This is a genomic window from Nonomuraea sp. NPDC049421 (assembly GCF_040677005.1).
Lineage (GTDB): Bacteria > Actinomycetota > Actinomycetes > Streptosporangiales > Streptosporangiaceae > Nonomuraea > Nonomuraea salmonea.
The window spans coordinates 58,525-83,871 of the sequence record NZ_JBFAQA010000025.1 but is presented as its reverse complement, the minus strand read 5'-3'; the positions used below and the strand labels follow the sequence as shown (position 1 = coordinate 83,871).

The following is a 25,347-nucleotide window of genomic DNA, read 5'->3' as shown; positions in this document are numbered from 1 at the left end:
GGCATGATCGTCGGCTCCGTACGAGGAGGGCGCCCGTGATCATCAGCAGGCTCGACACCGGCTCGGCCGGCCACCGTGCCCGCAGTGAGGCGATGCTCGCCAAGCTGGCCGAGCTGGACGCCGAGCAGGCGAAGGCGGTGGCGGGCGGCGGCGAGCGGTACGTCACCAGGCACCGCGCCCGCGGCAAGCTGACCGCCAGGGAGCGCGTCGAGCTGCTGGTCGATCCCGACTCACCGTTCCTTGAGCTGTCGCCGCTCGCGGGGTGGGGCACCGAGTTCCCCGTGGGCGCGAGCCTGGTCGCGGGCATCGGCGTGATCGAGGGCGTCGAGTGCATGATCACGGCGAACGACCCGACCGTGCGCGGCGGGGCGTCGAACCCGTGGACGCTGCGCAAGACCCTGCGGGCCGCCGACATCGCCCTGCGCAACCGCCTGCCGTACGTGAACCTGGTCGAGAGCGGCGGCGCGGACCTGCCGACGCAGAAGGACATCTTCATCCCCGGCGGGCAGGTCTTCCGCGACCTGACGCGGTTGTCGGCGGCGGGGGTGCCGACGGTGGCGCTGGTGTTCGGCAACTCGACGGCGGGCGGCGCTTACGTGCCGGGCATGAGCGACCACGTGGTGATGGTCAGGGAGCGCGCGAAGGTGTTCCTGGGCGGGCCGCCGCTGGTGAAGATGGCGACCGGCGAGGAGTCCGACGACGAGTCGCTGGGCGGCGCGGAGATGCACGCCAGGGTGAGCGGCCTGGCCGACCATCTGGCGCAGGACGAGTACGACGCCTTACGCATCGGCCGCCGCATCGTCGCCTCGCTCGGCTGGCGCAAGCTGGGCCGCGAGCCGGACGGCGAGGTGCGCGAGCCGGCGTACCCGGCGGACGAGCTGCTCGGCATCGTGCCGGAGGACCTGAAGGTGCCGTTCGACCCGCGCGAGGTGATCGCCCGGGTGGTGGACGGCAGCGTGTTCGAGGAGTTCAAGCCGCTCTACGGCGCCTCGCTGGTCACGGGGTGGGCGAGCGTGCACGGCTACCGGGTGGGCGTGCTGGCGAACGCGCGCGGGGTGCTGTTCAGCGAGGAGTCGCAGAAGGCGACCCAGTTCATCCAGCTCGCGAACCAGACCCGCACCCCGCTGCTGTTCCTGCAGAACACGACCGGCTACATGGTCGGCAAGGACTACGAGCAGGGCGGCATCATCAAGCACGGCGCCATGATGATCAACGCGGTGTCCAACTCGACCGTGCCGCACCTGACCGTGGTCATGGGCGCCTCGTACGGGGCGGGCAACTACGGCATGTGCGGGCGCGCGTACGAGCCCCGCTTCCTGTTCAGCTGGCCGAGCGCCAGGTCGGCGGTGATGGGCCCGGCGCAGCTCGCCGGGGTGCTGTCGATCGTGGGCCGGGCGTCGGCGCTGGCGAAGGGGCAGCCGTACGACGAGGAGGCGGACGCGGCCATGCGCGCCATGGTGGAGCAGCAGATCGAGGCGGAGTCGGCGGCGTTCTTCCTGTCGGGCCGCCTGTACGACGACGGCGTGATCGACCCGCGTGACACGCGGACGGTGCTGGGCCTGTGCCTGTCGGCGATCAACAGCGCGCCGGTGCCCGAGCCGGCGGGATATGGAGTGTTCCGGCCGTGATCACCCGCCTGCTGGTCGCGAACCGGGGTGAGATCGCCCGGCGCGTGTTCCGTACCTGCCGCTCGCTCGGCGTCTCGACGGTCGCCGTCTTCTCCGACGCCGACGCGGACGCGCCGCACGTGGTCGAGGCCGACCTGGCGGTCCGCCTGCCGGGCGTGTCGGCGGCCGAGACGTACCTGGACGCCGAGCGGATCCTCGCGGCCTGCCGGGCGAGCGGGGCGGACGCGGTGCATCCCGGTTACGGGTTCCTGTCGGAGAGCGCCGCCTTCGCGCGGGCGGTGCTGGACGCAGGGCTGGTGTGGGTGGGACCGCCGCCCGAGGCGATCGCCGCCATGGGGGTCAAGATCGGGGCGAAGCGGCTGATGGCGGAGGCCGGCGTACCGGTGCTGCCCTCGCTCGACCTGGTCGCGCCCGAGGAGTACCCGCTGCTGGTCAAGGCGTCGGCGGGCGGCGGCGGGCGCGGGATGCGGATCGTGCGCGGGCCTGACGAGCTGGCCGAGGCGGTGGAGTCGGCGCGGCGCGAGTCGGCCGCGGCGTTCGGCGACGGCACGGTCTTCGCCGAGCCGCTGCTGGAGTGGGCCCGCCACGTCGAGGTGCAGGTGCTGGCCGACCGGTACGGCGGCGTGTGGACGCTGGGCGAGCGCGAGTGCAGCGTGCAGCGGCGGCACCAGAAGGTGGTCGAGGAGTGCCCGTCGCCCGGCGTCACGGACGCGACGCGGGAGCTGCTGTACGACGCCGCCGCCAGAGCCGTCCGCAAGATCGGCTACGTCGGGGCCGGGACGGTGGAGTTCCTGGTCAAGGGCGACCGGGTGGCGTTCCTGGAGATGAACACCCGGCTCCAGGTCGAGCATCCGGTGACCGAGCTGGTCTACGGCGTCGATCTGGTCCGGCTGCAGCTGGAGGTGGCCGAGGGCGCGGCGCTGCCGCCGTCGCCGCCCGAGCCGTCCGGCTGGGCGGTGGAGGCCCGCCTGTACGCCGAGGACACCTCCTTCGTGCCGCAGAGCGGCACGTTGTGGCGGTTCGAGGTGACCGGTGACGTGCGCGTGGACGCCGGGGTGGAGTCGGGGTCCGTGGTGCCGCCGCACTATGACGCGATGCTGGCCAAGGTGGTCGCGTACGGGGCGACGCGGGCGGAGGCGGTGCGGCGGCTGGCGGGGGCGTTGCGGCGGGCGAAGCTGCACGGCGTACCGACTAACCGCGATTTATTACTGGACGTCCTGAAAAATCGGGATTTTGTGGCTGGTGACACGCACACCGGGCTGCTCGACCACCCCCTTCCGTCCGCGGCGGCCACCGATGACCTGGCTCCGCTGGCCGCCGCGCTCGCGATGGCCGCCGGCAACCGGCGCCGGGCACGCGTACTCGGCGGGCTGCCGGGCGGCTGGCGCAACGTCCGCTCCCAGCCCCGCATGGTCACCTTCGAGGAGACCGGCCCCGTCACCTACGACCCGCTGCCCCCAGGCATCCGCGTGGTCAGCGCGAGCCCCGATGAGGTGGTGCTGGAACGCGACGGCGTGCGGCGTACGTACGAGGTGGCCGGGTACGAGCCGCAAGGCCCGCTCTACGTGGACCACGCCGAGGGCGCCGCGCGGCTGACCCCGCTCCCCCGCCTGCCGGAACCCGCCGAGCACACCGCCCCTGGCTCACTGCTCGCCCCCATGCCGGGTAGCGTGCTGCGGGTCGAGGTGGCGCCCGGCGACCGGGTGACCAAGGGGCAGACGGTCCTCGTCCTCGAAGCGATGAAGATGGAGCACCGGATCACCGCGCCGGCCGACGGGGTGGTGTCCGGCGTCCATGTGGAGAAGGGCCGGCAGGTCGACGCGGGCGAGGTGCTGGCGATCATCCAGGAGGGGGACTCATGACGGGCCTGGTGCACAAGGAGCTCACCGCGGGCGTAGCGACGATCACGCTCGACTCGCCGCACAACCGCAACGCGCTGTCCGTGGCGCTGCTCGGCGAGCTGTCCGAGCACCTGAAGCAGGCCCTGGACGAGCCCGCCGCCCGGGTGATCGTGCTGACCGCCACGGGGACGGTGTTCTGCTCGGGCGCCGACCTGAAGGAGCAGGGCAAACCGGGGGCGCCGGTGACGGCGTCGTTCCCCGACATCATGGAGCTGATCTGGGAGAGCCCCAAGCCGGTGGTCTGCCGCCTCAACGGCACCGCGAGGGCGGGCGGGCTCGGCCTGGTGGCCGCGTGCGACTTCGCGATCGCGCCGCTGACGGCGTCGTTCGCGTTCACCGAGGTACGTCTCGGGGTCGCGCCCGCCATGATCGCCGTGCCGGTCCTCAGGAGGCTGTCGGCCAGGGCGGCGGCCGAATACTTCCTGACCGGCGAGGTCTTCGACGCGGCGCGGGCCGTGGAGATCGGGCTGCTGTCGCGGGCCGTCCCCGAGGACGAGCTGGACGCCACCGTCGCCCGCTACACCGAGATGCTGGCCAAGGGCGGCCCCGAGGCGCTCGCCATCACGAAGCGGCTGGTCAGGGAGGTGCCCGCGATGTCGTTCCACGACGGGCTGCGGGCCATGGCCGAGCTGTCGGCCGAGCGCTTCACCTCCGAGGAGGGCCAGGAGGGCATCGCCGCGTTCAAGGCCAAGCGCCCGCCGGCATGGACGGTGTGAGCCCCGTGGTGCTGCGCGTCGCCAACTGCAGCGGCTTCTACGGCGACCGGCTCTCCGCCGCCCGCGAGATGGTGACGGGCGGGCCGATCGACGTGCTGACCGGCGACTGGCTGGCCGAGCTGACCATGTTCATCCTGGCCGGCAACCGGCTCAAGGGCCGTCCAGGGTACGCGCCCACGTTCCTGCGCCAGCTCGAAGACGTCCTGGGCCCCTGTCTCGACCGCGGCATCAAGATCGTGACGAACGCGGGCGGTCTCGACCCCGCGGGGTGCGCCGAGGCCGTCCACGAGCTGGCCGACCGGCTCGGGCTCAGCCCCTCCATCGCGTACGTCACCGGCGACGACCTCACCGGCCTGCCCCTCGACCTCGTCAACGCCGACACGGGCGAGCGCCTCGACGCCACCCCGCTCACCGCCAACGCCTACCTGGGCGGCCGGCCCATCGCCGCCGCCCTCACGGCCGGCGCTGACGTCGTGGTGACCGGGCGCGTCACCGACGCGGCGCTGGTGACGGGGCCCGGCATCTGGCGGTACGGCTGGGCGCCTGGCGACCTCGACGCGCTGGCCGGGTCGGTGGTGGCCGGGCACGTCATCGAGTGCGGCTGCCAGGCGACCGGCGGCAACTACGCGTTCTTCCAGGACGTTCCCGACCTCGGCCACTGCGGCTTCCCGCTCGCCGAGTTGCACGCCGACGGCTCCTCCGTCATCACCAAGCATCCCGGCACGGGCGGCCTGGTCTCCGTCGGCACCGTCACCGCGCAGCTCGTGTACGAACTCGGCGGCCCCCGCTACCCCGGGCCCGACGTGATCGCCCGCTTCGACACCATCACGCTCACCGACGACGGCCCCGACCGGGTCCGCGTCTCCGGCGTCCGCGGCGAGCCACCACCTGACACCCTCAAGGCGTCGGTCAACCACCTGGGCGGCTACCGCAACACGATGACGCTCGTCCTGACCGGCCTCGACCTGCCGGCCAAGGCCAGGGTGGCCGAGGAGGCCCTGTGGGCCCGGATCCCCCGCGACCGCTTCGACGACGTCTCCGTCACCCTCACCGGCTTGGGCCCGCCTTCGGAGGCCGGGACGGCACTTCTGCGGATCACCGTCATGTCCGACGACCGCCGCACGGCGGGCCGCGCCTTCTCATCGGCCGTCGTCGAGACCGGGCTCGCCAGCTACCCCGGCTTCCACGCCCTCACCCCGCCCGGGGACGCCTCCCCGTACGGCGTGCACTGGCCGGTGCTCGTCCCGGCCGCCCAGGTCCGCCCCCGCGTCTTCGTGGACGGCACCGAGCTCCCCTTCGAGCAGCCACCACCGCCCACCGAGGCGCCGATCATCCAGGAAGCCTCCACGACCCGGCCGGCTCCCGGGGGGAAGGGCGTGCGGATCCCGCTGGGCCGCATCGCCGGGGCCCGATCGGGCGACAAGGGCGGGAACGCGAACCTGGGCGTCTGGACCGACACCCGGCCCCGTTACGACTGGCTGGCCGCGTACCTCACCGTGGAGACCCTGAAGGACCTTCTCCCGGCCCTGCGCCCGTACCGCGTGGACCGGCACGACCTGCCCAACCTCAAGGCCGTCAACTTCGTGATCCACGGCCTCCTCGGCCGGGGCGTGGCGGCGAGCACCCGCCTGGACCCGCAGGCCAAGGCGCTGGGCGAGGAGCTACGAGCCCGCCCGGTGGAGATCCCGGCCGGCCTTCACCCCTGAGCGGTCCAGCCCAGCAGGGCCGCGCCGAGCAGGCCGGCCAGCGGGCCGAGACGCGAGGTCCGTACGTCGGGGGCGGGGCGGAAGGCGAGCCGGGCGGCCAGCCGCGCGCGCAGGGGCACCACGAGCGCGTCCCCCGCCTGCGACACGCCGCCCCCGATGACGACGGCCGCGGGATCGAGCACCAGCGTGTACGTCGCCAGCGCCAGCGCGAGCGCCTCCACCGCCTCCGCCCACACCGCCGTGGCCCGCGCGTCGCCCTGCGCGGCCAGCCGGACGACGTCCTCGGCGCCGGGAACCCCGCACCGCGCCGCCACGGCCGACCCTGACGCGTACGCCGCCAGGCACCCCGACTGCCCGCACCCGCACGCGAGCCCGTCGGGCCACACGGGGACGTGCCCGATCTGCCCGGCCCAGCCGCCCGCGCCGCCGTAGAGCGCGCCCGACGGCACCACGGCTCCCGCGATGCCGGTGCCGATCGGCAGGTAGAGCACGTGTGCTTCGCCGCCCCCGTACGCCAGCTCGGCCTCACCCGCCGACCGCACGTCGTGGCCGAGCGCGACGGGCAGGTCCACGTCGGCGAACGCGGCGGCGGGCACGTCACGCCAGCCGAAGGCGGCGGAGAAGACGGCATGCGTGGGGCTGACGAGCCCCGGCACGGCCAGCCCCACCGCCACCGGCCGCGCCCCTTCCACAACCGGTGAAGGTGTTCCTGAGCCGTCCCAGGGCCGGCTGAGGTCGGCGGCGAAGCGGGAGATCGCCGCGATCACGCGCTCCGGCCCCTCGGCGCGCGGCGTGGGCCGGCGTTCGAGGTGGAGGATCGTCCCGTCGCGGGCGACGAGCCCGCCCTTCATGGTGGTGCCGCCGACGTCGATCGCGGCCACGTACGTCACCCGCGGCATCCTTTCACGACCCGATGGTTGACCGGCCCGGAGCCGCTCTCATAAGGTCGGGCACCAGAATATCGTTCTGTCGAGGGGCGGCCCATGACCTCCACCCACATCGACGTCGGCACGATCGACTTCGACGCGCTCGGCGCGTGGATGGACACCCAGGGCCTGCCCGGCGGCCCCATCACCGGCCCCGCGCCGGTGATCGGCGGCACGCAGAACGTCATGGTCCGCTTCGAGCGCGGCGGCCGCCCGTACATTTTGCGCCGCCCGCCCGTCCACGCCCGCAGCAAGAGCAACGAGGTGCTGCGCCGCGAGGCGCGCGTGCTGGCGGCCCTGCGCGGCACGCAGGTCCCCGCGCCCCGGCTGGTGGCCGCGCAGACGCTGCGCGAGCCGGTGTTCTACCTCATGGAGCCGGTGGACGGGTTCAACCCCTCGACGGGACTGCCGGAGCCGCACGCCTCCGACCCGGCGATCAGGCACCGCATGGGCCTGGAGGCCGCCGCGGCGCTGGCCGAGCTGGGACGGGTCGATCCCGGCGTGCTGCCGGGGTTCGGGCGGCCCGAGGGCTTCCTGGAGCGGCAGGTGCCGCGCTGGCTGAAGGAGCTCGACTCGTACGGGGAGCTCGACGGCTATCCGGGCCCCCACATCCCCGGCCTGCGCGAGACCGCCGGCTGGCTGACCCGGCACCTGCCCCGCGCGTTCACGCCGGGCATCATGCACGGCGACTACCACTTCGCGAACCTGATGTTCGCCTGCGACGGCCCGCGCGTGGCGGCGATCGTCGACTGGGAGATGTGCACGATCGGCGACCCGCTGCTCGACCTGGGCTGGCTGCTGGCCACCTGGCCGTCGAGCGCCGGGCACGTCCCGGGCCTGCCCGCGCCGCAGGAGATCGTCGCCTACTACGGGGAGCTGTCGGAGCGGGACATGTCGGCCGTCGAGTGGTACGCGGTCATGGCCTGCTTCAAGCTGGGCATCGTGCTCGAAGGCACCCACGCGCGGGCGTGCGCCGGCAAGGCGCCCAAGGACATCGGCGACCTGCTGCACGCGACGACGCTGAGCCTGTTCGAGCGGGCGCGGGAGTTCATGGGCGGCACGCTCTCCTGACCGGTCGAACACCCCGAAAGCCACACATAGCCACCATAAATCGCCACAAAAGGCATGTGTCCGCGCCAGCCTTATATCACGATTTCCGGAAAAACGATCACACGCTTACCCCCGGCCCGTACAATTGCGCGCAATTGCATCAATCATCGGGGAAGGAACGTCATGCGCATGCGGTTTCTCGGCTCCACCTCGGAGGCGGGCGCCTGCCCCACCCTGTACGAGACCGACCGCGGCACCATCGTCGTGCAGGGCCTGCAAGTCACCGACGCGGAGGCGCTCGCGGACCTCCGCGACGTCCTCGACGGCGAGGCAGCGGTCGAAGTGCCCCGCGAACTGCTCACCGACATCGCCCGCCGCGTCCTGCCCGATGATCGGAATGGGACGGTAACCGCTTTCCCGACCAGCGAAGGGACACCCACGGCAACCGCTTGATCACATGTGCGGGGGGCCCTGGCATGATCGGCGTGACCGGAGCTAGCCTCTTGCCGCGTGACGTCCTTTCAGCAGGCGCGCATCGATCTCGGCAGCCAGTTACGCCAATTGCGCGAGGCGGCCCATCTGTCGGGCAAGGAGCTGGCCGAGCGGTTGCGCTGGCAACCCTCCAAGGTCTCCCGCCTCGAGAACGCCCGGCAGACCGCGACCGAGGATGACGTCGTCGTGTGGGCGCAGGCGGTCAACGCCTCGCCCGACACGACCGACGAGCTCATCAGGCAGTCGATCGCGCTGCTCGAACGGCACGACGACTGGAAACAGCGCCACCGCAGCGGCCTGGCCGCGCTCCAGGAGGACATCCGCGACCTGGAGGCGCGCACGAAGCTGTTCCGCGTCTTCGAGCCCGGCATCATCGTGGGCCTGCTGCAGACCTCCGAGTACGCCAGGCACGTCTTCCGCAAGGTCAAGCGCCTCTACAGCGCCGCCGACCAGATCGACGCGGCGGTCCGGGTGCGCATGCAGCGCCAGGAGATCCTGTACGACCGCACGCGCACGTTCAGGTTCGTCGTCACGGAGGCCGCGCTGCGCTCTGCGCTGGCCCCGCCTGAAGTGATGCGCGGCCAGCTCGACCGCCTGCTCGCGGTCAGCACACTGCCGAACGTGGAGTTCGGCGTCATCCCGTTCGGCACCGAGCTGCCGTCCAGCCCGATCAACGGCTTCTGGATCTTCAACGAGGCCATGGTCGCGGTCGCCACCATGACGAAGGACCTCATCCTGCGCGACCCAGACGACATCGCCTTTTACGTACGGGCCTTCGACGATTACGTGAAGGTGGCGGAGTTCGATGAGACCGGACGGGAGGTCATCATCTCCGTTCTTCACGAATACCGGAAACAAACTCCACATTAACCGCAGCAATTGCTTGCCTCCTCCGCCAAGATCGTGCAATTCTGTCGCGAGACGTTGCGGAGGTGACGCATGATGCTTGATACCGCGCTCAGCCTTGAGCGCTTCGCCTGGCACGCGGGTCGTCACGCTGACCTGTCCGTCCAGAGCATCGCGCTGGCCTGCGACCCGGCGTACGTGTCGGTCCGCAACCGGTTCTCCGCCACCCTCGCCGAGACCGTCACCTGCTCCGACGAGGGCGCGTTCATCACCTCCTGGGGCTACCGCCTGGGCACCACCGACGACGTCGAGTCGGCCGCCGCCCGCCTCGCCTTCCTCCTCGCCGCCCTCCCCGCCTGATCACCGCACCTGACCACCGCACCTGACCACCGCGCCTGATCACTGCGCCTGATCACTGCGCCTGACCGCCGAACCTGACCGCCGTGTCCGGCCGGCCCGCGCGGGGCCGCCCGTCGCGCGCTCAGCACCCGGCCTTGTAGAGCACCTTCTGCACGTCGGGCTGGTCGACGTTCTCGGCCGTCACGATCGTCGCCTCGGTCGGGATCGACGCCGTGACCTGCTCCCCCCTCACCGCCGCCACGGCCTGCTCGACGCCCTTGGCCCCGATGTCGCCCGGCAGCTGCGCGATGAGCGCCTGCACGACGCCGTCCTTGAGCTGCTTGACCTGCGCCGGCCCCGCGTCGAAGCCGACCATCTTGACCTCGCCGAGCGTGCCGCTGCCCGCCGGACAGCGCGGAGACGGGCGCGCTCTGGGAGGCCGGCCGCACCCCGAGCCGCTCGCACGCCTCCCGCGTCCCGCGGCGCATGGCCGCGTTGTCCAGCACGCCGAGCAGCCCCAGCAGGCCGGGCCTGAGCCGTTCCCTGCCGAGGAAGAAGTTGGCGGCCGGGCTGAGGTCGGCGCAGAGCGCGAGATCCTGGTAGACGGTCTCGATGCCGGCGCTCCTGGCCTCGTCGACCGACCCGAACGCGACGGGCTCGCCGTCGATCGCGATCGTCCCGCCGTCCGGCCGCTCGACCCCGGACAGGATCTTCGCCGGCGTGGACTTGCCGGCGCCGTTGTCAACCCTGAGGGGCCGCCTTCAGGACGCGGACCGGCGTACGCGGCTCCCGGGCAGCTCCATGATCGCGATCGCGCCGCCACCGGGCGCGTTGCCCAGGCGTACCGTGCCGCCCGCCTCCTCGACGGCCTGCTTGACGATCGCGAGGCCCAGCCCCGAGCCGGGCAGGCCGCGGGCGGAGGGCGAGCGCCAGAAGCGTTCGAAGACGTGCGGCAGCTCCTCCTCCGGCAAGCCTGGCCCGTGGTCGCGGACGGTCAGCCGGCCGTCGAGCAGCCGCACCTCGATCTGGCCGCCGGGGCTGAACTTGGCCGCGTTGTCCATGAGGTTGAGCACGGCACGTTCCAGAGAGGCGGCGTTGCCCACGAGATACCAGGGCCGCAGGTCGGCGCTGACTTCGGCGCCGCGCAGCCTGGCCCGCTCGACCGCCGCCGTGACCACCTCGTGCAGGGCCAGCTCGACGTGCGGCTCGTGGTCGTTGTCGCCCCTGGCGAGCTGAAGCAGGTCGGCGACCAGCGTGGACAGCTCGGCGAACTGCGCCTTGACGTTGACCAGCAGGCGTTCCTTGGCGGCCGGGTCGAGGCTGCGGCCGGTCTGCTCGCTGCGCAGCAGCAGGTCGATGTTGGTGCGCAGGGTGGTGAGCGGCGTGCGCAGCTCGTGGCCCGCGTCGGCGACGAGCTGCTTCTGCCGCTCTCTCGACCCGGCCAGCGCGGCCGTCATGGCGTTGAACGACGACGACAGGCGGGCGATCTCGTCGTTGCCGGTGACGGGGATGCGGGTGCCGAGGTCCTCGGTCTGGGCGATGTGCTCGACCGCCTTGGTCAGCTCGCCGACCGGGCGCAGCGCGGCCCGCGAGATCACGAGCCCGGCCCAGGCCGCGCCGATGACGCCGAGCGCCGTGATGCCGCTCAGCATGAGCGCGGAGCGCCGCAGCGTGTTGCTGACCCACCACATCGGCCTGGCCTCCATCACGGCCACGCCCTTGTCGAAGTTGAGCGCCACCACCCGGACCGGCGTGCCGTCGCTGGTGTGGCCGTCGCGGTAGACCGGCTCGCACGGCTCGAACGCCTCGGAGTCCTTGTCGTAGACGGGCACGATGGGCGGCCCGATCGAGCAGGTGGTGCCGTCGGAGCGCAGCAGCGTCGCCATGCCGTCGAACATGCCCTGCGTGCCCTGCTCGGTGCAGTGGTGCTTGAGGTAGTCGCGGTCGCTGTCCTTCAGCGACTCCACGATGCTCATGTCGAGGTTACTGCGCAGCCGCTGCTGCACGATGTAGTAGGACAGGCCGGCGCACGTCGCGATGGCCACCGCCACGGCGACCGTGACGAGCAGCGTCAGCCGCGTGCGCAGGCTGCCCCGCCTGGAGAGCGCGGCCAGACGCGACCGCATCGTGCTCGTGCGACTGCTCATGGGGAGTTCCGCAGGACGTACCCCACCCCGCGCACGGTGTGGATCACTCGCGGCGCGCCGCCGGCCTCGGTCTTGCGCCGCAGGTACATGACGTAGACGTCGAGCGAGTTGGAGGTCGGCTCGAAGTCGAAGCCCCACACCTCGCTGAGTATCTGGTCGCGGGTCAGCACCTGGCGCGGGTGCGCGAGGAACAGCTCCATCAGCAGGTATTCGGTGCGGGTCAGGTCGAGCCTGCGCTCGCCGCGGGTGACCTCTCTGGTGGCCTGGTCCATGCGCAGGTCGGTGTAGGTGAGCGTGTCGCCTTCCGGGGTGCCCGTGCTGATCGCGGCCCGCCGCAGCAGCGCGCGCACCCGGGCCAGCAGCTCGTCCAGCTCGAACGGCTTGACCAGGTAGTCGTCGGCGCCCGCGTCGAGCCCGGACACCCGGTCGCCGACGGCGTCGCGGGCGGTGAGCATGAGGACGGGCACGTGGTTGCCCGACGACCGCAGCCTGCGGCACGCGGTGAGCCCGTCGAGCCGCGGCATCATCACGTCGAGCAGCACCGCGTCGTACGTCTCCGCGGCCAGCGCGTCGAGGGCCTGCTGCCCGTCGTCGGCGGTGGCGACCTTGTAGCCCTCGAACTCCAGGCTCGACTGCAGCGCCTCGCGCAACGCGGGCTCGTCGTCGACCACCAGCAGACGTGCAGGCTCACTCATACTTACCAAAGGTAAGACGTCATCATGAGAACCGGATGAACGATCTCACCTTTGTTTCCCGACGATCACCAGGCGACGGGCATCCTGGTGAGCCCGAAGATGGCCTTGCCGTACTTCAGGCCGAGCTCCTCCTCCGGCGCCGTGACGCGCAGCCCGGGCAGCCGCTCGAACAACGTGCGCAGCGCGATCTCCAGCTCGGCCCGCGCCAGGTTCTGGCCGAGGCACTGGTGCACCCCGTACCCGAAGGCCACGTGGTGGCGGGCGCCGCGCTGGACGTCGAAGTCGTCGGGCCGCTCGAACGCCCGCTCGTCCCTGTTGGCCGACGCGCCGAGCACGTACACGCCCTCGCCCTTCCTGACGAGCTGCCCGCCGATCTCCTGGTCCTCGACGGCCACCCGGTCGAAGGCCACCCAGTCGACGATCGAGTGGTAGCGCAGCAGCTCCTCGACCGCGGCCGGCCAGTTGCCGGGGTTCTCGCGCAGGGCCGCGAGCTGGTCCGGGTTGCGCAGCAGCGTGTACGCCGACAGCGGGATCATGTTCGCCGTGGTCTCGTGACCGGCGACGAGCAGCAGGAAGGCCACCCCGGTCAGCTCCTCGGCGGTCAGCTTGCCGCCGGTGGCCAGCCGGCCGAGCAGGTCGTCCTTGGGCGCGGCGACGACGTCGGTGACGAGGTCGGCGAGGTAGGACCTGATCTCGAACGTCGCCGCGCGCCTGGCCCGCTCGTCGGCCCCGGCGTCCACCATCATCCTGGTGCGGGACTGGAAGAAGTCGTGGTCGGCGTACGGGACGCCGAGCAGCCGGCAGATGACCAGCGACGGGAGCGCCAGCCCGTACGCCTCCACCAGCTCCGCCTCGTCGCCCTTGGCGATCATGTCGTCGAGCAGCCCGTCGGCCAGCCGCTGGATGCCGGGCCGCATCTCCCTGATCCGCCGGACGGTGAACTCGCTGATGAGCAGCCGGCGGAAGCGGGTGTGCTCGGGCGGGTCGTGGTCGATGAAGAACCCGACGGACATCTGCCGGGCGGCGGCGATCTCCTCGGGCGACATGTTCGCTGTGTCGAGGGCGCTCGGATGGCCTGGGGTGTCGGGGCTGGTGCTGAAGCCGGTGCCGGCGAGGACCTGCTGGGCCTCGGCGTGCCGGGTGACGAGCCACACCTCGCCGCGGGAGGTCTCGCCTCTGACGAGGGGGGCCTGGTCGCGCCAGCCCTCGTACTCCTGAGGCGGGGCGAACGGGCACGTGCGATGGACAGGGAAGCTTTCCGCCATAGTCTGCTCCGTAATAGCCGGACTCCGCATTGCTTACTTACGCGAAAGTAAACAATGTGGGGTGCGGCCGTCAACAGAAGGAGCGAGATGGCAGGGCGGCGGACGGACACACGAGAGCGGATCCAGCAGGTCGCGCTGGAGCTGTTCGCCGAGCGCGGATACGACAAGACCTCGCTGCAGGAGGTGGCGGAGCGGCTGCAGATCACCAGGCCGGCGCTCTACTACCACTTCCGTACGAAGGAGGAGATCCTCGCCGGCGTGATCGAGCGCCTGGTCGAGTCGATCGAGGAACTGGTGGCCTGGGGGCGGCGGCAGCCGGCCACCACGGAGGCGCGGCTGGAGATCCTGCGGCGGATCTCCGGGCTGCTTTCCGACCAGTGGCGGCCGCTGTTCAGGTTCGCCCAGGTCAACCAGGGCGCGATGGAGCACCACCCGAAGGGCGAACGCCTGCGCGGGTGCGTGATCTCGCTGGTGTCGCTGCTGTGCGTGCCCGGTGAGAGCGCGGAGAAGCAGTTCGAGTCCAGGCTGGCGGTGCTCGCGGTGATCCTCGGCAACCTGCCGCTCCTGTTCGGAGCGGAGACGGACCCGCAGACGGACATGAACGAGGTGGCGCTCCGCGTCGCCACCAAGCTCGTCACCGGCGAACAACCGGACGAGTAACCGCCGGCGAGCCCCACCGGCCCCCAAGCCCGACCCCCAAGCCCGACCCCCAAGCCCGGCCCCCAAGCCCGGCCGGCCCTGCCACCGGCCGGCCCTGCCACCGGCCGGCCCGATCACCCTGGCCCGGCCCTCCCGGCCGGACCGCGCCGAATGCGGCATCAGGCGGTGGGCCGGACCGTGCCGAGTGCGGCGTCAGGCGGTGAGCAGGGCCATGGCGGCGTTGTGGCCGCCGATGCCGCTCACGCCGCCGCCCCTGCGAGCGGCGGCGCCGCAGAGCAGGATGCGCTCGTGCCCGGTCTCCACGCCCCAGCCGCCGCTCTCCGCGTACGGCCAGCTCAGGTCGGTGTGGAAGATGTGGCCGCCGGGCAGGCCCGCGTCGGTCTCCAGGTCCACGGGGGTCTTGACCTCGACGCACGGAGTGTCGTCGGGGGCGGTGAGCAGGCAGTCCTCGATCGGCTCTGCGAGGACGGCGTTGATGGAGGCGAAGGTGGCATCCAACGCCATCTTCCGCGCTTTCTCCGGATTTTTCCGGAAAAGGCGGGCGGGCATGTGCAGGCCGAACAGCGTCATCGTCTCCGCCCGCCCTCGCAGGCCGGGCCCCAGGATCGACGGGTCGGTCAGCGAGTGGCAGTAGACCTCGGCGGGCGGCAGCTCCGGGATCTCGCCGCGGGCCGCCTGCTCGTACGCCCGCGCGAGCTGGTCACGTCCCTCGTTGATGTGGAACGTACCGCTGAAGGCCGCCCGCGGATCCACCGTCGCGTCCCTCAGGCGGGGCAGCCGGGTCAGCACCATGTTGACCTTGAGCTGCGCGCCCTCGGGCACCGTCGCGGGCCGTCCCATGAGCCGGTCGAGCACCGCGGGCGGCAGGTTGACCAGCACGTGCCCGCCCCGCACGGCGTGCTCGCCCGCGCCGTCCCTGAACGTCACCTCGCCCGACGGGTCGATGCCGACGATCTCCGCGCCCGTCCTGATCTCGGCGCCCGCCCGCCTGGCCGCCGCCTCCAGCGCGCCGGAGACCGCGCCCATGCCGCCGACGGGGACGTTCCACTCGCCGGTGCCGTCGCCGATCACGTGGTAGAGGAAACAGCGGTTGGCCAGCAGGTCGGTGTCGGGGTCGGCGAACGTGCCGATGAGCGCGTCGGTGAGCACGACCCCGCGTACGGTGTCGTCGGCGAACCGCTCGGCCACGCTCTCCCCGATCGGCCGCCCGAACAGGTCGCGCCACGCCTCGGGGCCGACCATCCGCTCGATCTCGGCCTGCGGGCGCAGCGGTTCCAGCAGGGTCGGCGCCAGCACCCGCGCGACCTCGGCGACCATGCCGTAGAAGCGCCGCCACGCCTCGTGGTCGGACTCGCCGCCCGTCACGTGCCGGAACGAGGCCGCCGTCCGCAGGTCGTCCTCGTTGTCCACGAGCAGCCCCGTCTCGCCCTTGGGCGTGTACGAGGCGTAGCGCCGCCGGCGCAGCTCCAGGCCGAGCCCGAGATCGCGGGCGATCTTCGAGGGCAGCAGGCTGACGAGATAGGAGTACCGCGACAGGCGCACGTCCACGCCGGGGAAGGCCCGCGCCGAGATCGCCAGGCCGCCGACGTGCTCGTGCCGCTCCAGCACCAGCACCCGCCGCCCGGCCTGCGCCAGGTACGCCGCCGCCACCAGCCCGTTGTGCCCGCCTCCGGCCACGATCACGTCATACGCGCTCATCCTCGCACCTTAAGGCCGATTCCGGCCAGAACGCCACGGGCCGCGCGGTCCTCAAGTGGACGGCCGGGCAAGGGGCCCGTACGCTGCTCTGTTCGGAACAAATCTCATCAGAGCCGCCGTTCCTCACACGCAGGGCCACCACCACTCAAGGAGCACGAGCCTCACCATGCGCAGCACCACCGACGCCGTTCCGCAGCCGTCCGACGAGGTCGCCGAGGCCCTGTCGACCGGAGCGCCGGTCGTGGCCCTGGAGTCCACGATCATCTCCCACGGGCTGCCGCAGCCGCGCAACCTGGAGGTGGCGCGCGAGCTGGAGGGCATCGTACGAGCCGAGGGCGCCGTCCCCGCCACGATCGCGGTGCTCGACGGGGTGCCCCGCATCGGGCTGAACGAGGTCGAGCTGGAGCGCATCGCCACCGAGCCGGGCCTGCGCAAGCTGGGCCAGCGCGACCTGCCGCTGGCGGCGGCGCTGAAGGCGAGCGGTGCGACCACCGTGTCGGCCACGTCGTTCCTGGCCGCCCGCGCCGGCATCCGCGTCTTCGCCACCGGCGGCCTGGGCGGCGTGCACCGCCACTGGACCGAGGACCAGGACGAGTCCGCCGACCTCGACACGCTCGCCCGCACCCGCATCACGGTCGTGTGCGCGGGCGTCAAGTCGATCCTCGACGTGCCGGCCACACTGCAGCGGCTGGAGACGCGCGGGGTGAGCGTGGCCGGGTTCCGCACCGAGACGTTCCCCGGCTTCTACCTGCACTCCTCCGGCCAGCCGATCGAGTGGCGGATCGAGACGGCCGACGAGGCGGCGGCCGTCATGCGCGGCCAGGACGCGCTCGGCGGCCCCGAGACGGCCCTGATCGTCGCCAACCCCGTCCCCAAGGAGCAGCAGCTCGATCCCGAGCTGCACGACCGGGTGCTCGCCGAGGCGCTGGCCGCCGCCGAGCGCGACGGCGTCAAGGGCCAGGCGATCACCCCGTTCCTGCTCGGCTACCTGGTCGACGGCACCAAGGGCGCGTCCCTGGAGGCCAACCTGGCCGCCGTGCGCGGCAACGCCGCGCTCGCCGCCCGCATCGCCCTGGCCTGGTCGCGATCGTGAGCGGTGACGCCCTCCTGATCATCGGCGACGTCGTCACCGACGTCGTGGCGCTGCACGGCTCGCCCGTCCTGGCGGGCGAGGACACCGCCGCCGAGATCGTGCTGCGTCCCGGCGGCTCCGGCGCCAACACCGCCGCCTGGGCCGCCTGCCTGGGAGCCGAGGTGCACCTGCTGGCCAAGCTCGGCTACGACAGCAGCGAGTGGCACGCCACCGAACTGATCAACACGGGCGTCCAGCCCCACTTCTCCGTGGACCCCGACCATCCGACCGCCGTGGTGATCGCCATGGTGGACAAGAGCGGCGAACGCTCGATGCTCACCAACCGCGGCGCCGGCGACCTGATCTCCGAGGACGACTGGGACCCGGCGCTGCTGGACGGCGTCGGCCGGCTGCATCTGTCGGGGTACGTCCTGTTCGCCGAGCCCGGCCTGCGCCTGGCCGCCCGCGCCATGGCCGACGCCGTGGCGGCGGGCATCACGGTGAGCGTGGACCCGGCCTCCACGGGGCCGCTGCGCGACTTCGGCGTCGAACGTTTCATGCAGGCGACGGCCGCCGCCGAGCTGATCCTGCCCAACCTCGACGAGGCGCTTCTGCTCACCGGGGTGACATCGGCCGAGCGTGCGGCCGTACTCTTGAGTGAGAGATATGGCACAGCGGTCGTGAAACTCGGCGCGGAGGGGGCGCTGGCCGCGCGAGACGGTGAGGTGGTGGCGACGGCCGAGGGCCGATCCGCTGAGGTCGTGGACTCGACGGGCGCAGGTGACGCCTTCGCCGCCGGGTTCATCGCCGCGACGCTGCGCGGTGCCGGGACGCGGGCGGCTCTGGAGGTGGGTTGCCGTGCCGGTGCCGCATGTGTGGCCCAGGTGGGCGGCCGTCCACGGTACGGTTTGGATCTGAACCGTCTTTACCCTATTCACACTGATTGATAGCTTGCCGCGTAGGCTGCACCATTAGCCACATGCGTTACGGGCAGCACACGCGGCTCACTGGGGAGGATAAGGTCCGCCGATGGAAGTCGAGTCATCGATCTGCCTGAGCGACCTGGTCCCTGCGCTGCGATGGAGCCGGCCCCAGCAGGTGGCCGAGGCGTTGGGCGACCCACGCCTGCCCGCCGGATGGTGGCACTCCCTGCCGCTGCCCAAGGCCCTCGGCATGACGGGGCTCGACTGGATCTGCGAACGCCTCGCGCGGCTCGCCTCCTCCCGGTGGGACCACCTCCCCCTGTCCGACCTGCTGCCCGCGCTGACGGTCCACCACATCGACCCCGCGCTGCCGGGCTGGCCCGACGCCACCCGTACGGCGATCACCGGCCTCGGCGGCTGGCAGCGGCTGCGCCGGTTGTCCCCCAGTGATCTCGGCACGCCGTCGGCCACGCCCGAGGTCGTCATCGGCTCGGTCTTCCGCGAGATCCTCGGCCGCATCCCGGCCCAGCCCGACGCGTCCGGCGCCGCCCCTGGCACCGCCGGCGTCCCGGGGGTCGCGGGCGGCCACCCCGAGGTCACCCGGCCGCTCCAACGCGGCCAGGGCGTCCCGTCGGGCGCGTTCCCGGTACCGGAGTCCGGCCCCTTCCCCGCACAGGGCGACCCGGCCGCACAACCGCTGGCAGCCCAGGCCGGCGCGGGCGGCCCCTTCGCCCAGGCCACCCCCTCAGGCCCGCTCCCCGCACCCATCGACACCACCACCGGCCGCCCCCAGACAAGCGGCCCCTTCGCCGCACAGGACGGCCAATCACCGTCCAGCGGAGCCGAGGGCTCCCCGGCAGGCGCCCCCTTCGCCGCGCAGGGCGGCCAGTCCCCGGCGGCCGGTCCCTTCGCGGGCTCCGGCACCCAGAACGGCCCCCTGCCTCAGCGTCCGGGCGGCCCTTACCCCGGCGCGCCCGCGGACGGCGACCCCCAACGCCCCGGCACCTTCCCCGAGGGCGCCCCCGGCCCGCGCCAGACGGGCTCCTTCCCGGCTGTGTCGGATGGCCCCCGTCCGACCGGCACTTTCGCCGACGCCACCCCCGGCGCCCGCCAGACCGGCTCCTTCCCAGCGGTCCCCGACTCCTCCGGCTCCCCCCAGACCGGCAGCTTCGCCGCAAACCCTGACGGCACCCCCGGCTCCCGCCAGACGGGCAGCTTCCCCGCCGCCTCCGACGGCGCACCCGGCCCGCGCCAGACGGGTAGTTTCCCGGCTACCTCCGACGGCGCCCCCGGGTCGCGGCAGACCGGCGGCTTCCCCGCTGCCCCCGACGGCACGCCCGGATCCCGCCAGACCGGCAGTTTCCCGGCCGCCTCTGACACCGCGCCCGGCTCTCGACAGGCCGGTAACGTCCCCGGTGCCTCCGACGGCCAGCCCGGCACCGGCTCCTCCCCCGCCCAGGGGGCCGACTCACGCACGAGCGGCTCCTTCCCCGTTCCGCCCGGGTCGCGTTCGACCGGTTCTTTCCCGGCGGCGTCCCAGCCGGGGTCCTTCCCCGGCGCGCCCGCCGACGGCGGCCAGCAGAGCCGCCCCGGCACCTTCCCCGAGGGCGCTCCCGGCCCTCGTCAGACGGGCTCCTTCCCAGCGGTCCCCGACGCCTCCGGCTCTCCCCAGACCGGCAGCTTCGCGGCGGCCCCTGATGACGCGCCCGGATCCCGCCAGACCGGCAACTTCCCAGCAGCCCCCGAGGGCGCACCCGGCTCCCGCCAGACGGGCAGTTTCCCGGCCGCCCCCGGCGGCGCGCCCGGATCCCGACAGACGGGGAGCTTCCCCGCCGCCTCCAACGGCGCTCCGGGCGCGCAGCAGGGCGGCGCGCCTTCCGGGCAGGGTCCCGCAGGGCCCGGCCAGAACGGCGCGCTCCCCGGTCAGGGCGGCGCGTACCCCGGCGATCAGCAGGGCGGCGCGGCCCGCCAGGGCTTCGCGGGCGAGGGCCTGCCCCAGCGCCCAGGCCAGCAGGACCGCCTCCCGCAACGCCCCACAGGCCCCCAGCCCGGCCGCCAGGACACCGGCTCCACCCCAGCCGGCGCAGGCAACGGCATGCCCGGCGCCCCCGGCAACGGGCTGCCCGGCGGCCCCGGCAGCCCGGTGACCGCCGCAGGCGCCGGCAGCGCAGGCGGAGCGAGCACGGGCGGCCCAGGAACGGGCGGCGGACCTGGCGCGGGCGGCGGCCCCGGGATGGGCACGGGCGGCCCCGGAACGGGCTCCCTCCCGGCGATCCCAGGCATGAACGCCCCCGGCTCCAGCACCAGCGCACCGGGCGCGAACACCCCTGCCTCCGGCACGAACGGCCCGGGCTCGGGTGCGAACGGCCCCGGATCCGGCGCGAACACCGCCGTGCCGGGCACGAACACGTCCGTCCCGGGGAAGGGCACGCCCGCCTACGCAGGCCCCGTCCCCACCGACCCGGACCACGCCATGGTCAGGGTCGTGGACAACCTCTTCCGCAACCTCGACAAGCTGGAGCTGGCCGTGGCCCAGCACCGGCTGTTCGCCGAGGACCCGGTGAGCCTCCGTACGCTCGCCCACAAGATGCTCGTCGAACGTGAGGCGCTCTCGCTGGCCCAGCGCACCGCCGAGGAACGCGTCCTGCAGTGGCTGCGCTCCTCCGAGTCCGCGCCGGTCACCGGGCACATGTTCCGGCTGACGGAGTGGCTGGGCGCGGCGGCCACCGAGGACCAGCTGATCGGCGCCGACCCGGCTCACCCGGTGACGGTCCCCTCGCTGCGTACGCCGCTGTGGCGGGTCCTCGTGACGCTCATGCCGGACCGCCGCCTCCAGGACGGCTGGCTGGTCGTCGGCGACATGTACGGCCTCCAGGCGCGTACGCGGCAGCTCCTCGCCTCCGCCCCGGCCGACGCGGACGTCGTCGAGCTCATGAGCGAGCTGGGCATCCGCGCCCACTCCGCCAAGGCGTGGCTCGACGCCCTGCCCCCGGAGACCAGCCGCGACGCCGCGGCCGCGGCCCCCGGCCCGGCCCAGCCGCTCCCCCGCCGCACGCCCGGCGCGAACGGCCACCACCACCGCGGCGGCCAGCCCATCCCGCCCGCAGCGAACAGCTCGATCGACCCGTCGGCCGCGCTGGCCACCCTGTCGGCGCTGTCGGGCGGCCGCTCGCCCATGCTCTCCGGCACGCTGGCCGGGACCCCGCCCACGCCTCCCCCGCCACTGCCCAGCCCGTCCTCCGACCCGCGCCGCTGGCAACGCATCGAGGTCACCCCGGAACACCTCAGGGGCGGCCCGGTGCCTGTCCCGGAGGGCTACGCCGCCCAGCTCGGCATGCGCCCCGGCACCCTCCTGTCGGTCACGGGCCCCGGCGACAACGCCATCGTCCTGGTCTGGCAGGGCCACCAGCCCGTCTTCGACTCCCTCCAGCCGGTACTGATGCGCCTGAACGCCCGCCCCGGCGACCAGGTCTACGTCACGGTGGACGGCTACCGCCTGGAAGCCCAACTGACCGGCTGACCACCATCCAGAAAGACAAACGCAAGCAGCAGAACACAAAGCCGCGCCCCACACGCCCACCCAAGGCACCCGGGCCGACCCGTCGGACAAGGACGGCAAGGGCCCAATCGGCAGCCTCTCTTGAGCGGGTCCAGCCGAAGGGGTGGAGGTGGTTGGCGGGGCGGGGCAGCGGCGCGGAGAAGGACACCCGGCCGACGCCACCACCCCGACACCGAGGCCAAACCGCCGGCGGAGCTAGTCGAAGAGGTGGAGGCGGTGGGCGGTGGCGGCGGCTTCGCCTCGGGTGGCGACGCCGAGTTTGGCCAGGATGTTGGAGACGTGCACGCTCACCGTCTTGATCGAGATGACCAGCTCCTCCGCGATCTCGCGGTTGCTGCGGCCGTTCGTCACCTCGCGCAGGACCTCCAGCTCGCGTGCGGTCAGACCCAGCGGCTGGGCGTCGGTGGCCTCGTCGGAGCCGCCGATCCTGGCGCGGCGGCCGAGTACGTCGAGTTGTTCGAGCAGCGGTGTGACGCCCAGGTCGCGGGCCAGCGTGCGGGCCCGGGCGAGCCGGGTGGCGGCCTCCTGGCGGGCGCCGCACGCGAGCGCCGCCTGACCGGCCGCCAGCAGGCACTGCGCCTCCGCGTACGGCTGCCGCAACGCCGCCCACGCCTCCACCGCCTGCTCCCAGGCCGCGAACTGCCAGGCGGCCGGCTCGACCCCCTCGCCCCAGGGCTTCTCCGGCCCGGTCAGCGCGACGAAGGTGAGCCGATGCGCCTCCTGCAGCAGGCCCTCGCACGCGAGCTCACGCCCGAGCGCCCGCAGCCGCCGCAGCATCGCCAGCGCCTGCTCCACGAGCGCCTCACCCTGAGCCACCCCGGCACCCGGCGCGCCACCCCCATCGGACCCACTCAGCGCATCATCGGTGATCGCATCGAGCAGGCGTGAGGCGGGCACCGCCATGCGGACCAGACGTCCGAAGGTGGTGACAACAGGCCAGGCGTAGCGGGGGCCGTTGATGAGGTCGTCGCCCTCCATGCCGCGCAGCGCCGCCGCCACCGCCTCCCCGAGCTGCCCGCGGCACATGAGCGCCAGCACCTCCCTGCGGAGATGCGGCAGGACGTGCTGGTCGCGGTGGGCGCCGCGGGCCAGGACGCGGCGGGTGGAGTCGAGCAGGCGGGCGGCCCGGTCGTGGTCGCCCCGCGCGAGCGCGATGTCGGTGGTGAACCCGCGCAGGCTGGCGGCGTAGGGGGCGGGCGGCGCGAGGTCGAGGGCGTGGTCGATCACCTGGAGCGCCTCGTCCCACCGCCCGAGCGAGACCAGCGGCTCGGCCAGGTTGATCGACAGGAACGCGCCTGACGTGCGGGCCAGCCCGTAGTGCAGGGACTCCTCGATGCCCTCCCTGGCCACTTTGGCGGCCTGCTCGTGCCGGCCCGCGCCTTCGAGCGCGTCGGACTCGGAGATCGCGCAGCGCATGAGCGCGCTGAAGACCTCACCGCGCGCGGCGATCTGCCGGGCCTCGGCGAATGCCTGGAGCTGCGGCTCCATGTCGGAGTAATCGGTCAGCCCCCAGGCGAGGTCGATGATGGCGTGGGCCTCGATGCCGGCATGGCCCAGGGTGTGGCCGATCTCCATGGCGGCCCTGGCCGTGGCCGCGCGCTCGGCCCGGGTGGCCGGGCCGTGGAGCATGCGGGCCAGCGACTCCAGCACCCTGCCGCGCAGGAGCGGCTGGTCGTCGGGGACGAGCTCGGCGGCCCTGCGCAGGTCGTCGATGAAGCCGGGGCGGCCGAGGTCGTAGCGGGTGTGGCTGCGCTGGCGCAGCAGCATGACGGCCCTGACCGGGTCGGCCTCGAGCCCGGGGTCGCGGGCCAGCTCGTCGAGCGCGGCGCTGGACACGGCGATGCCACGCTCGAACTCGCCGGCCAGGTGGGCGACGACGGCGGTCACCCTGAGCACGTCGAGCCAGTCGGCGCCGATGCGCTCGGCCGCGTCGGGCACCTGGTCCCACAGCTCGAGCACGCGGGAGAGCATGCGCAGCTGCTCGTCGTAGGCGGTGGACTTGCGGGCGGCGGCGGCCGCGTGCCAGGCGCTGACCAGCGCCCAGGTGGAGTCGTGGGCGGAATGCCAGTGGTGGGCCAGCTCGATCGCGCCGCGCGGTGCGGGCAGGATCGACAGGTCGTGCTCGAGGGCCTCGGCGTAGCGGGTGTGCAGGCGGGTGTGCTCGCCGGGCAGCAGGTCGTCGTGGAGCGCCTCGCGGATGAGGGCGTGGCGGAAGGCGTAGCCCTCGCCGTCGACGACCAGGACGTTGCCCGCCACGGCCGGGCGCAGCGCGCTCGACAGGGCGGCGTCGTCGAGCCCGGCGACGGCGCTGAGCAGGGCGTGCTCGATGCGCTGCCCGCCGGCGCTGGCCACCCGCAGCAGCTCCTGGGTCTCTTCCGGCAGCCGCTCGACGGCGGCGAGCAGCAGGTCGCGCAGCGACTCGGGCAGCGGCTCGCCCGCCCCCGACTCGGTGAGCAGCGCCTCGACGAACAGCGGGTTGCCCTCGCTGCGGGCGTAGATGAGGTCCATGTCGGCCGCGGACGGCTCTTGCTCCAGCATGCCGACGGCCAGCGCGACGGCCTCCTTGCGGGTGAGCCTGCGCAGCTCGACCCTGCCGACCGACTCGATGCGCCCCAGCTCGGCGAGCAGCGGCCGCAGCGGGTGGGTGCGGTGGAGCTCGTCGGTGCGGTAGGTCACCACGAGCAGCACCCGGGCGGCGGTGCGCTGGTAGCGGACGAGGAACGTGAGCAGGTCGCGGGTGGAGCGGTCGGCCCAGTGGGCGTCTTCGACGACGAGCACCACGGGCCGCTCGTCGGCCAGGCGCTCCAGCAGCCCGAGCACCTGCTCGAACAGCCGCGCCCTGGCCTCGGCGCCGTCTTTGCCCGGCTCGCCGAACTCGGGCAGCAGCCTGGCGAGCCCGCGCGCGTTGCCGCCCGGCACCAGGGCGGCGACCGCGTCGTGGCCCAGCTCGCGGACGAGCTGGCGCAGCACGGCGGTGAACGGCGCGAACGGCAGGCCCTCTGTGCCCAGCTCCAGGCAGGCACCGACGAGCACCATGGCGTCGCCCGCGTGCCGCCCGGTGAACTCGCCGATCAGGCGGGTCTTGCCGGCCCCCGCCTCGCCGCCGACGAGCACGGTGGCCGGGATGCCGGCGCGCGCCCTGGACAGGGCGTCGCCGAGGGTGGCGAGCTCGCGGGAGCGCCCGACGAACAACGGGCTCACGGCGTGGATCCTCACGCCCTCAGCATGCCACCCGGTGCCGACAGAATGGCCCGCCAGGTGGCCCTTATCGCAGCACCTTGCGGAAGAACGTGGCCGACGCCTCGTAGCCCAGCGCGTGGTAGAACTCCGGCGCCCGCCGCGTGGCCATCGCGACGTAGCCGGCCTCGCGGGAGCGTGCCCACCGCTCGAACTCCTCCAGCAGCGACCGCCCGACGCCCTGCCGCCGGGAGCCCGACTGCACCATGGCCTCCTCCACCCACGCGACCGGCCCGTTGGCGAAGAGGGTGAGGTGGACGAAGCCGAGCAGGTAGCCGCGCACGCGCCCGTTGACGACGGCCGCGAGCAGCAGGGCGTCGTCGTTGGCCAGCAGCGCGGGCAGCGCGGCGTCGAAGGCCTCGCGCTCGGGCCTGAAGGTCAGGCCGAACTCGCGGGCCAGCGCGAACACCTCGTCGGCGTCCGCTTTCTCCGCTCTCCTGATGAGAAGATCGTCAGCCGTCATGAGCATCGACCCTAGATCGTCGGT

Annotated in this window: 20 protein-coding genes and 1 pseudogene; 12 read left to right on the top strand and 9 right to left on the bottom strand. The window is 73.1% G+C overall.

The genetic code is table 11. The annotated features are described in order from the left end of the window. Positions 1-92 precede the first annotated feature (92 nt). The 4 genes from AB0K18_RS34800 to AB0K18_RS34785 are packed head-to-tail and all read left to right on the top strand — an operon-like array spanning position 93 to position 5,951. Positions 93-1,628 carry a carboxyl transferase domain-containing protein gene (locus AB0K18_RS34800; RefSeq protein WP_364923253.1) on the top strand — a complete coding sequence of 512 codons (1,536 nt, stop codon included), beginning with the start codon at positions 93-95 and terminating at the stop codon, positions 1,626-1,628. Beyond that, positions 1,625-3,490 carry a biotin carboxylase N-terminal domain-containing protein gene (locus AB0K18_RS34795; protein ID WP_364923061.1) on the top strand — a complete coding sequence of 622 codons (1,866 nt, stop codon included), beginning with the start codon at positions 1,625-1,627 and terminating at the stop codon, positions 3,488-3,490. The genes AB0K18_RS34800 and AB0K18_RS34795 overlap by 4 nt, the downstream gene beginning before the upstream one ends. Beyond that, positions 3,487-4,245 carry an enoyl-CoA hydratase-related protein gene (locus AB0K18_RS34790; RefSeq protein WP_364923058.1) on the top strand — a complete coding sequence of 253 codons (759 nt, stop codon included), beginning with the start codon at positions 3,487-3,489 and terminating at the stop codon, positions 4,243-4,245. Before AB0K18_RS34795 ends, AB0K18_RS34790 begins: the two co-directional genes overlap by 4 nt. After that, the gene (locus tag AB0K18_RS34785) at positions 4,233-5,951 is read left to right on the top strand and encodes an acyclic terpene utilization AtuA family protein (protein WP_364923056.1); all 1,719 of its coding nucleotides are present in this window, start codon (positions 4,233-4,235) and stop codon (positions 5,949-5,951) included. Before AB0K18_RS34790 ends, AB0K18_RS34785 begins: the two co-directional genes overlap by 13 nt. Here AB0K18_RS34785 and AB0K18_RS34780 read toward each other — a convergent pair. Beyond that, positions 5,942-6,841, bottom strand: coding sequence for an ROK family protein (locus tag AB0K18_RS34780; protein WP_364923053.1), 900 nt, complete (start codon positions 6,839-6,841; stop codon positions 5,942-5,944). The two genes, AB0K18_RS34785 and AB0K18_RS34780, sit on opposite strands and share 10 nt — an antisense overlap. Positions 6,842-6,934: 93 nt before the next feature. On the opposite strand from AB0K18_RS34780, the gene AB0K18_RS34775 reads away from it, so the two are divergent. The 4 genes from AB0K18_RS34775 to AB0K18_RS34760 all read left to right on the top strand — a co-directional run bounded on the left by AB0K18_RS34775 (position 6,935) and on the right by AB0K18_RS34760 (position 9,625). Continuing rightward, positions 6,935-7,948, top strand: a complete 1,014-nt coding sequence (locus AB0K18_RS34775; protein WP_364923051.1) for a phosphotransferase family protein — start codon at positions 6,935-6,937, stop codon at positions 7,946-7,948. A gap of 162 nt (positions 7,949-8,110) precedes the next feature. Then, complete coding sequence (locus tag AB0K18_RS34770; RefSeq protein ID WP_364923048.1) at positions 8,111-8,380, top strand: hypothetical protein; 270 nt, start codon at positions 8,111-8,113, stop codon at positions 8,378-8,380. Positions 8,381-8,437: 57 nt separating this feature from the next. Further along, on the top strand, positions 8,438-9,289 hold the full coding sequence (locus AB0K18_RS34765) for a helix-turn-helix transcriptional regulator (protein ID WP_364923045.1): 852 nt from the start codon (positions 8,438-8,440) through the stop codon (positions 9,287-9,289). Positions 9,290-9,358: 69 nt separating this feature from the next. Beyond that, a complete protein-coding gene (locus AB0K18_RS34760; protein ID WP_345386917.1) occupies positions 9,359-9,625 on the top strand; it encodes a hypothetical protein in 267 nt (88 codons plus the stop codon). A 121-nt stretch (positions 9,626-9,746) separates the two neighbouring features. On the opposite strand, the gene AB0K18_RS34755 is transcribed toward AB0K18_RS34760, so the two are convergent. The 5 genes and pseudogenes from AB0K18_RS34755 to AB0K18_RS34735 all read right to left on the bottom strand — a co-directional run bounded on the left by AB0K18_RS34755 (position 9,747) and on the right by AB0K18_RS34735 (position 13,711). Next, positions 9,747-9,980, bottom strand: a complete 234-nt coding sequence (locus AB0K18_RS34755; RefSeq protein ID WP_364923042.1) for a hypothetical protein — start codon at positions 9,978-9,980, stop codon at positions 9,747-9,749. Between the two features lie 31 nt (positions 9,981-10,011). Next, positions 10,012-10,332 (bottom strand): annotated as a pseudogene (locus tag AB0K18_RS34750) (ATP-binding cassette domain-containing protein); the annotation flags it as partial. Positions 10,333-10,365: 33 nt separating this feature from the next. Next, positions 10,366-11,751 (bottom strand): HAMP domain-containing sensor histidine kinase, encoded by a 1,386-nt coding sequence (locus AB0K18_RS34745; RefSeq protein WP_364923039.1) that lies wholly within the window; start codon positions 11,749-11,751, stop codon positions 10,366-10,368. Continuing rightward, positions 11,748-12,446: a response regulator transcription factor gene (locus AB0K18_RS34740; protein WP_364923036.1), complete on the bottom strand. Its 699-nt coding sequence runs from the start codon at positions 12,444-12,446 to the stop codon at positions 11,748-11,750. Before AB0K18_RS34740 ends, AB0K18_RS34745 begins: the two co-directional genes overlap by 4 nt. A 65-nt stretch (positions 12,447-12,511) precedes the next feature. Further along, positions 12,512-13,711 (bottom strand): cytochrome P450, encoded by a 1,200-nt coding sequence (locus AB0K18_RS34735; protein WP_364923033.1) that lies wholly within the window; start codon positions 13,709-13,711, stop codon positions 12,512-12,514. 87 nt (positions 13,712-13,798) lie between these two features. Here AB0K18_RS34735 and AB0K18_RS34730 point away from each other — a divergent pair, with 87 nt between their 5' ends. Next, positions 13,799-14,371 carry a TetR/AcrR family transcriptional regulator gene (locus AB0K18_RS34730; protein WP_364923030.1) on the top strand — a complete coding sequence of 191 codons (573 nt, stop codon included), beginning with the start codon at positions 13,799-13,801 and terminating at the stop codon, positions 14,369-14,371. Between the two features lie 192 nt (positions 14,372-14,563). On the opposite strand, the gene AB0K18_RS34725 is transcribed toward AB0K18_RS34730, so the two are convergent. Then, the gene (locus AB0K18_RS34725) at positions 14,564-16,069 is read right to left on the bottom strand and encodes an NAD(P)/FAD-dependent oxidoreductase (protein ID WP_364923027.1); all 1,506 of its coding nucleotides are present in this window, start codon (positions 16,067-16,069) and stop codon (positions 14,564-14,566) included. A 166-nt stretch (positions 16,070-16,235) separates the two neighbouring features. On the opposite strand from AB0K18_RS34725, the gene AB0K18_RS34720 reads away from it, so the two are divergent. From AB0K18_RS34720 to AB0K18_RS34710, 3 genes are all read left to right on the top strand, one after another. Then, on the top strand, positions 16,236-17,162 hold the full coding sequence (locus AB0K18_RS34720; RefSeq protein WP_364923025.1) for a pseudouridine-5'-phosphate glycosidase: 927 nt from the start codon (positions 16,236-16,238) through the stop codon (positions 17,160-17,162). After that, positions 17,159-18,088, top strand: a complete 930-nt coding sequence (locus AB0K18_RS34715) for a sugar kinase (RefSeq protein ID WP_355428461.1) — start codon at positions 17,159-17,161, stop codon at positions 18,086-18,088. Before AB0K18_RS34720 ends, AB0K18_RS34715 begins: the two co-directional genes overlap by 4 nt. Positions 18,089-18,170: 82 nt before the next feature. Further along, positions 18,171-21,584: a hypothetical protein gene (locus AB0K18_RS34710; protein ID WP_364923022.1), complete on the top strand. Its 3,414-nt coding sequence runs from the start codon at positions 18,171-18,173 to the stop codon at positions 21,582-21,584. A 234-nt stretch (positions 21,585-21,818) separates the two neighbouring features. On the opposite strand, the gene AB0K18_RS34705 is transcribed toward AB0K18_RS34710, so the two are convergent. After that, complete coding sequence (locus AB0K18_RS34705) at positions 21,819-24,839, bottom strand: AAA family ATPase (RefSeq protein ID WP_364923019.1); 3,021 nt, start codon at positions 24,837-24,839, stop codon at positions 21,819-21,821. Between the two features lie 49 nt (positions 24,840-24,888). After that, positions 24,889-25,323 carry a GNAT family N-acetyltransferase gene (locus AB0K18_RS34700; protein ID WP_345386945.1) on the bottom strand — a complete coding sequence of 145 codons (435 nt, stop codon included), beginning with the start codon at positions 25,321-25,323 and terminating at the stop codon, positions 24,889-24,891. Positions 25,324-25,347 lie beyond the last annotated feature (24 nt).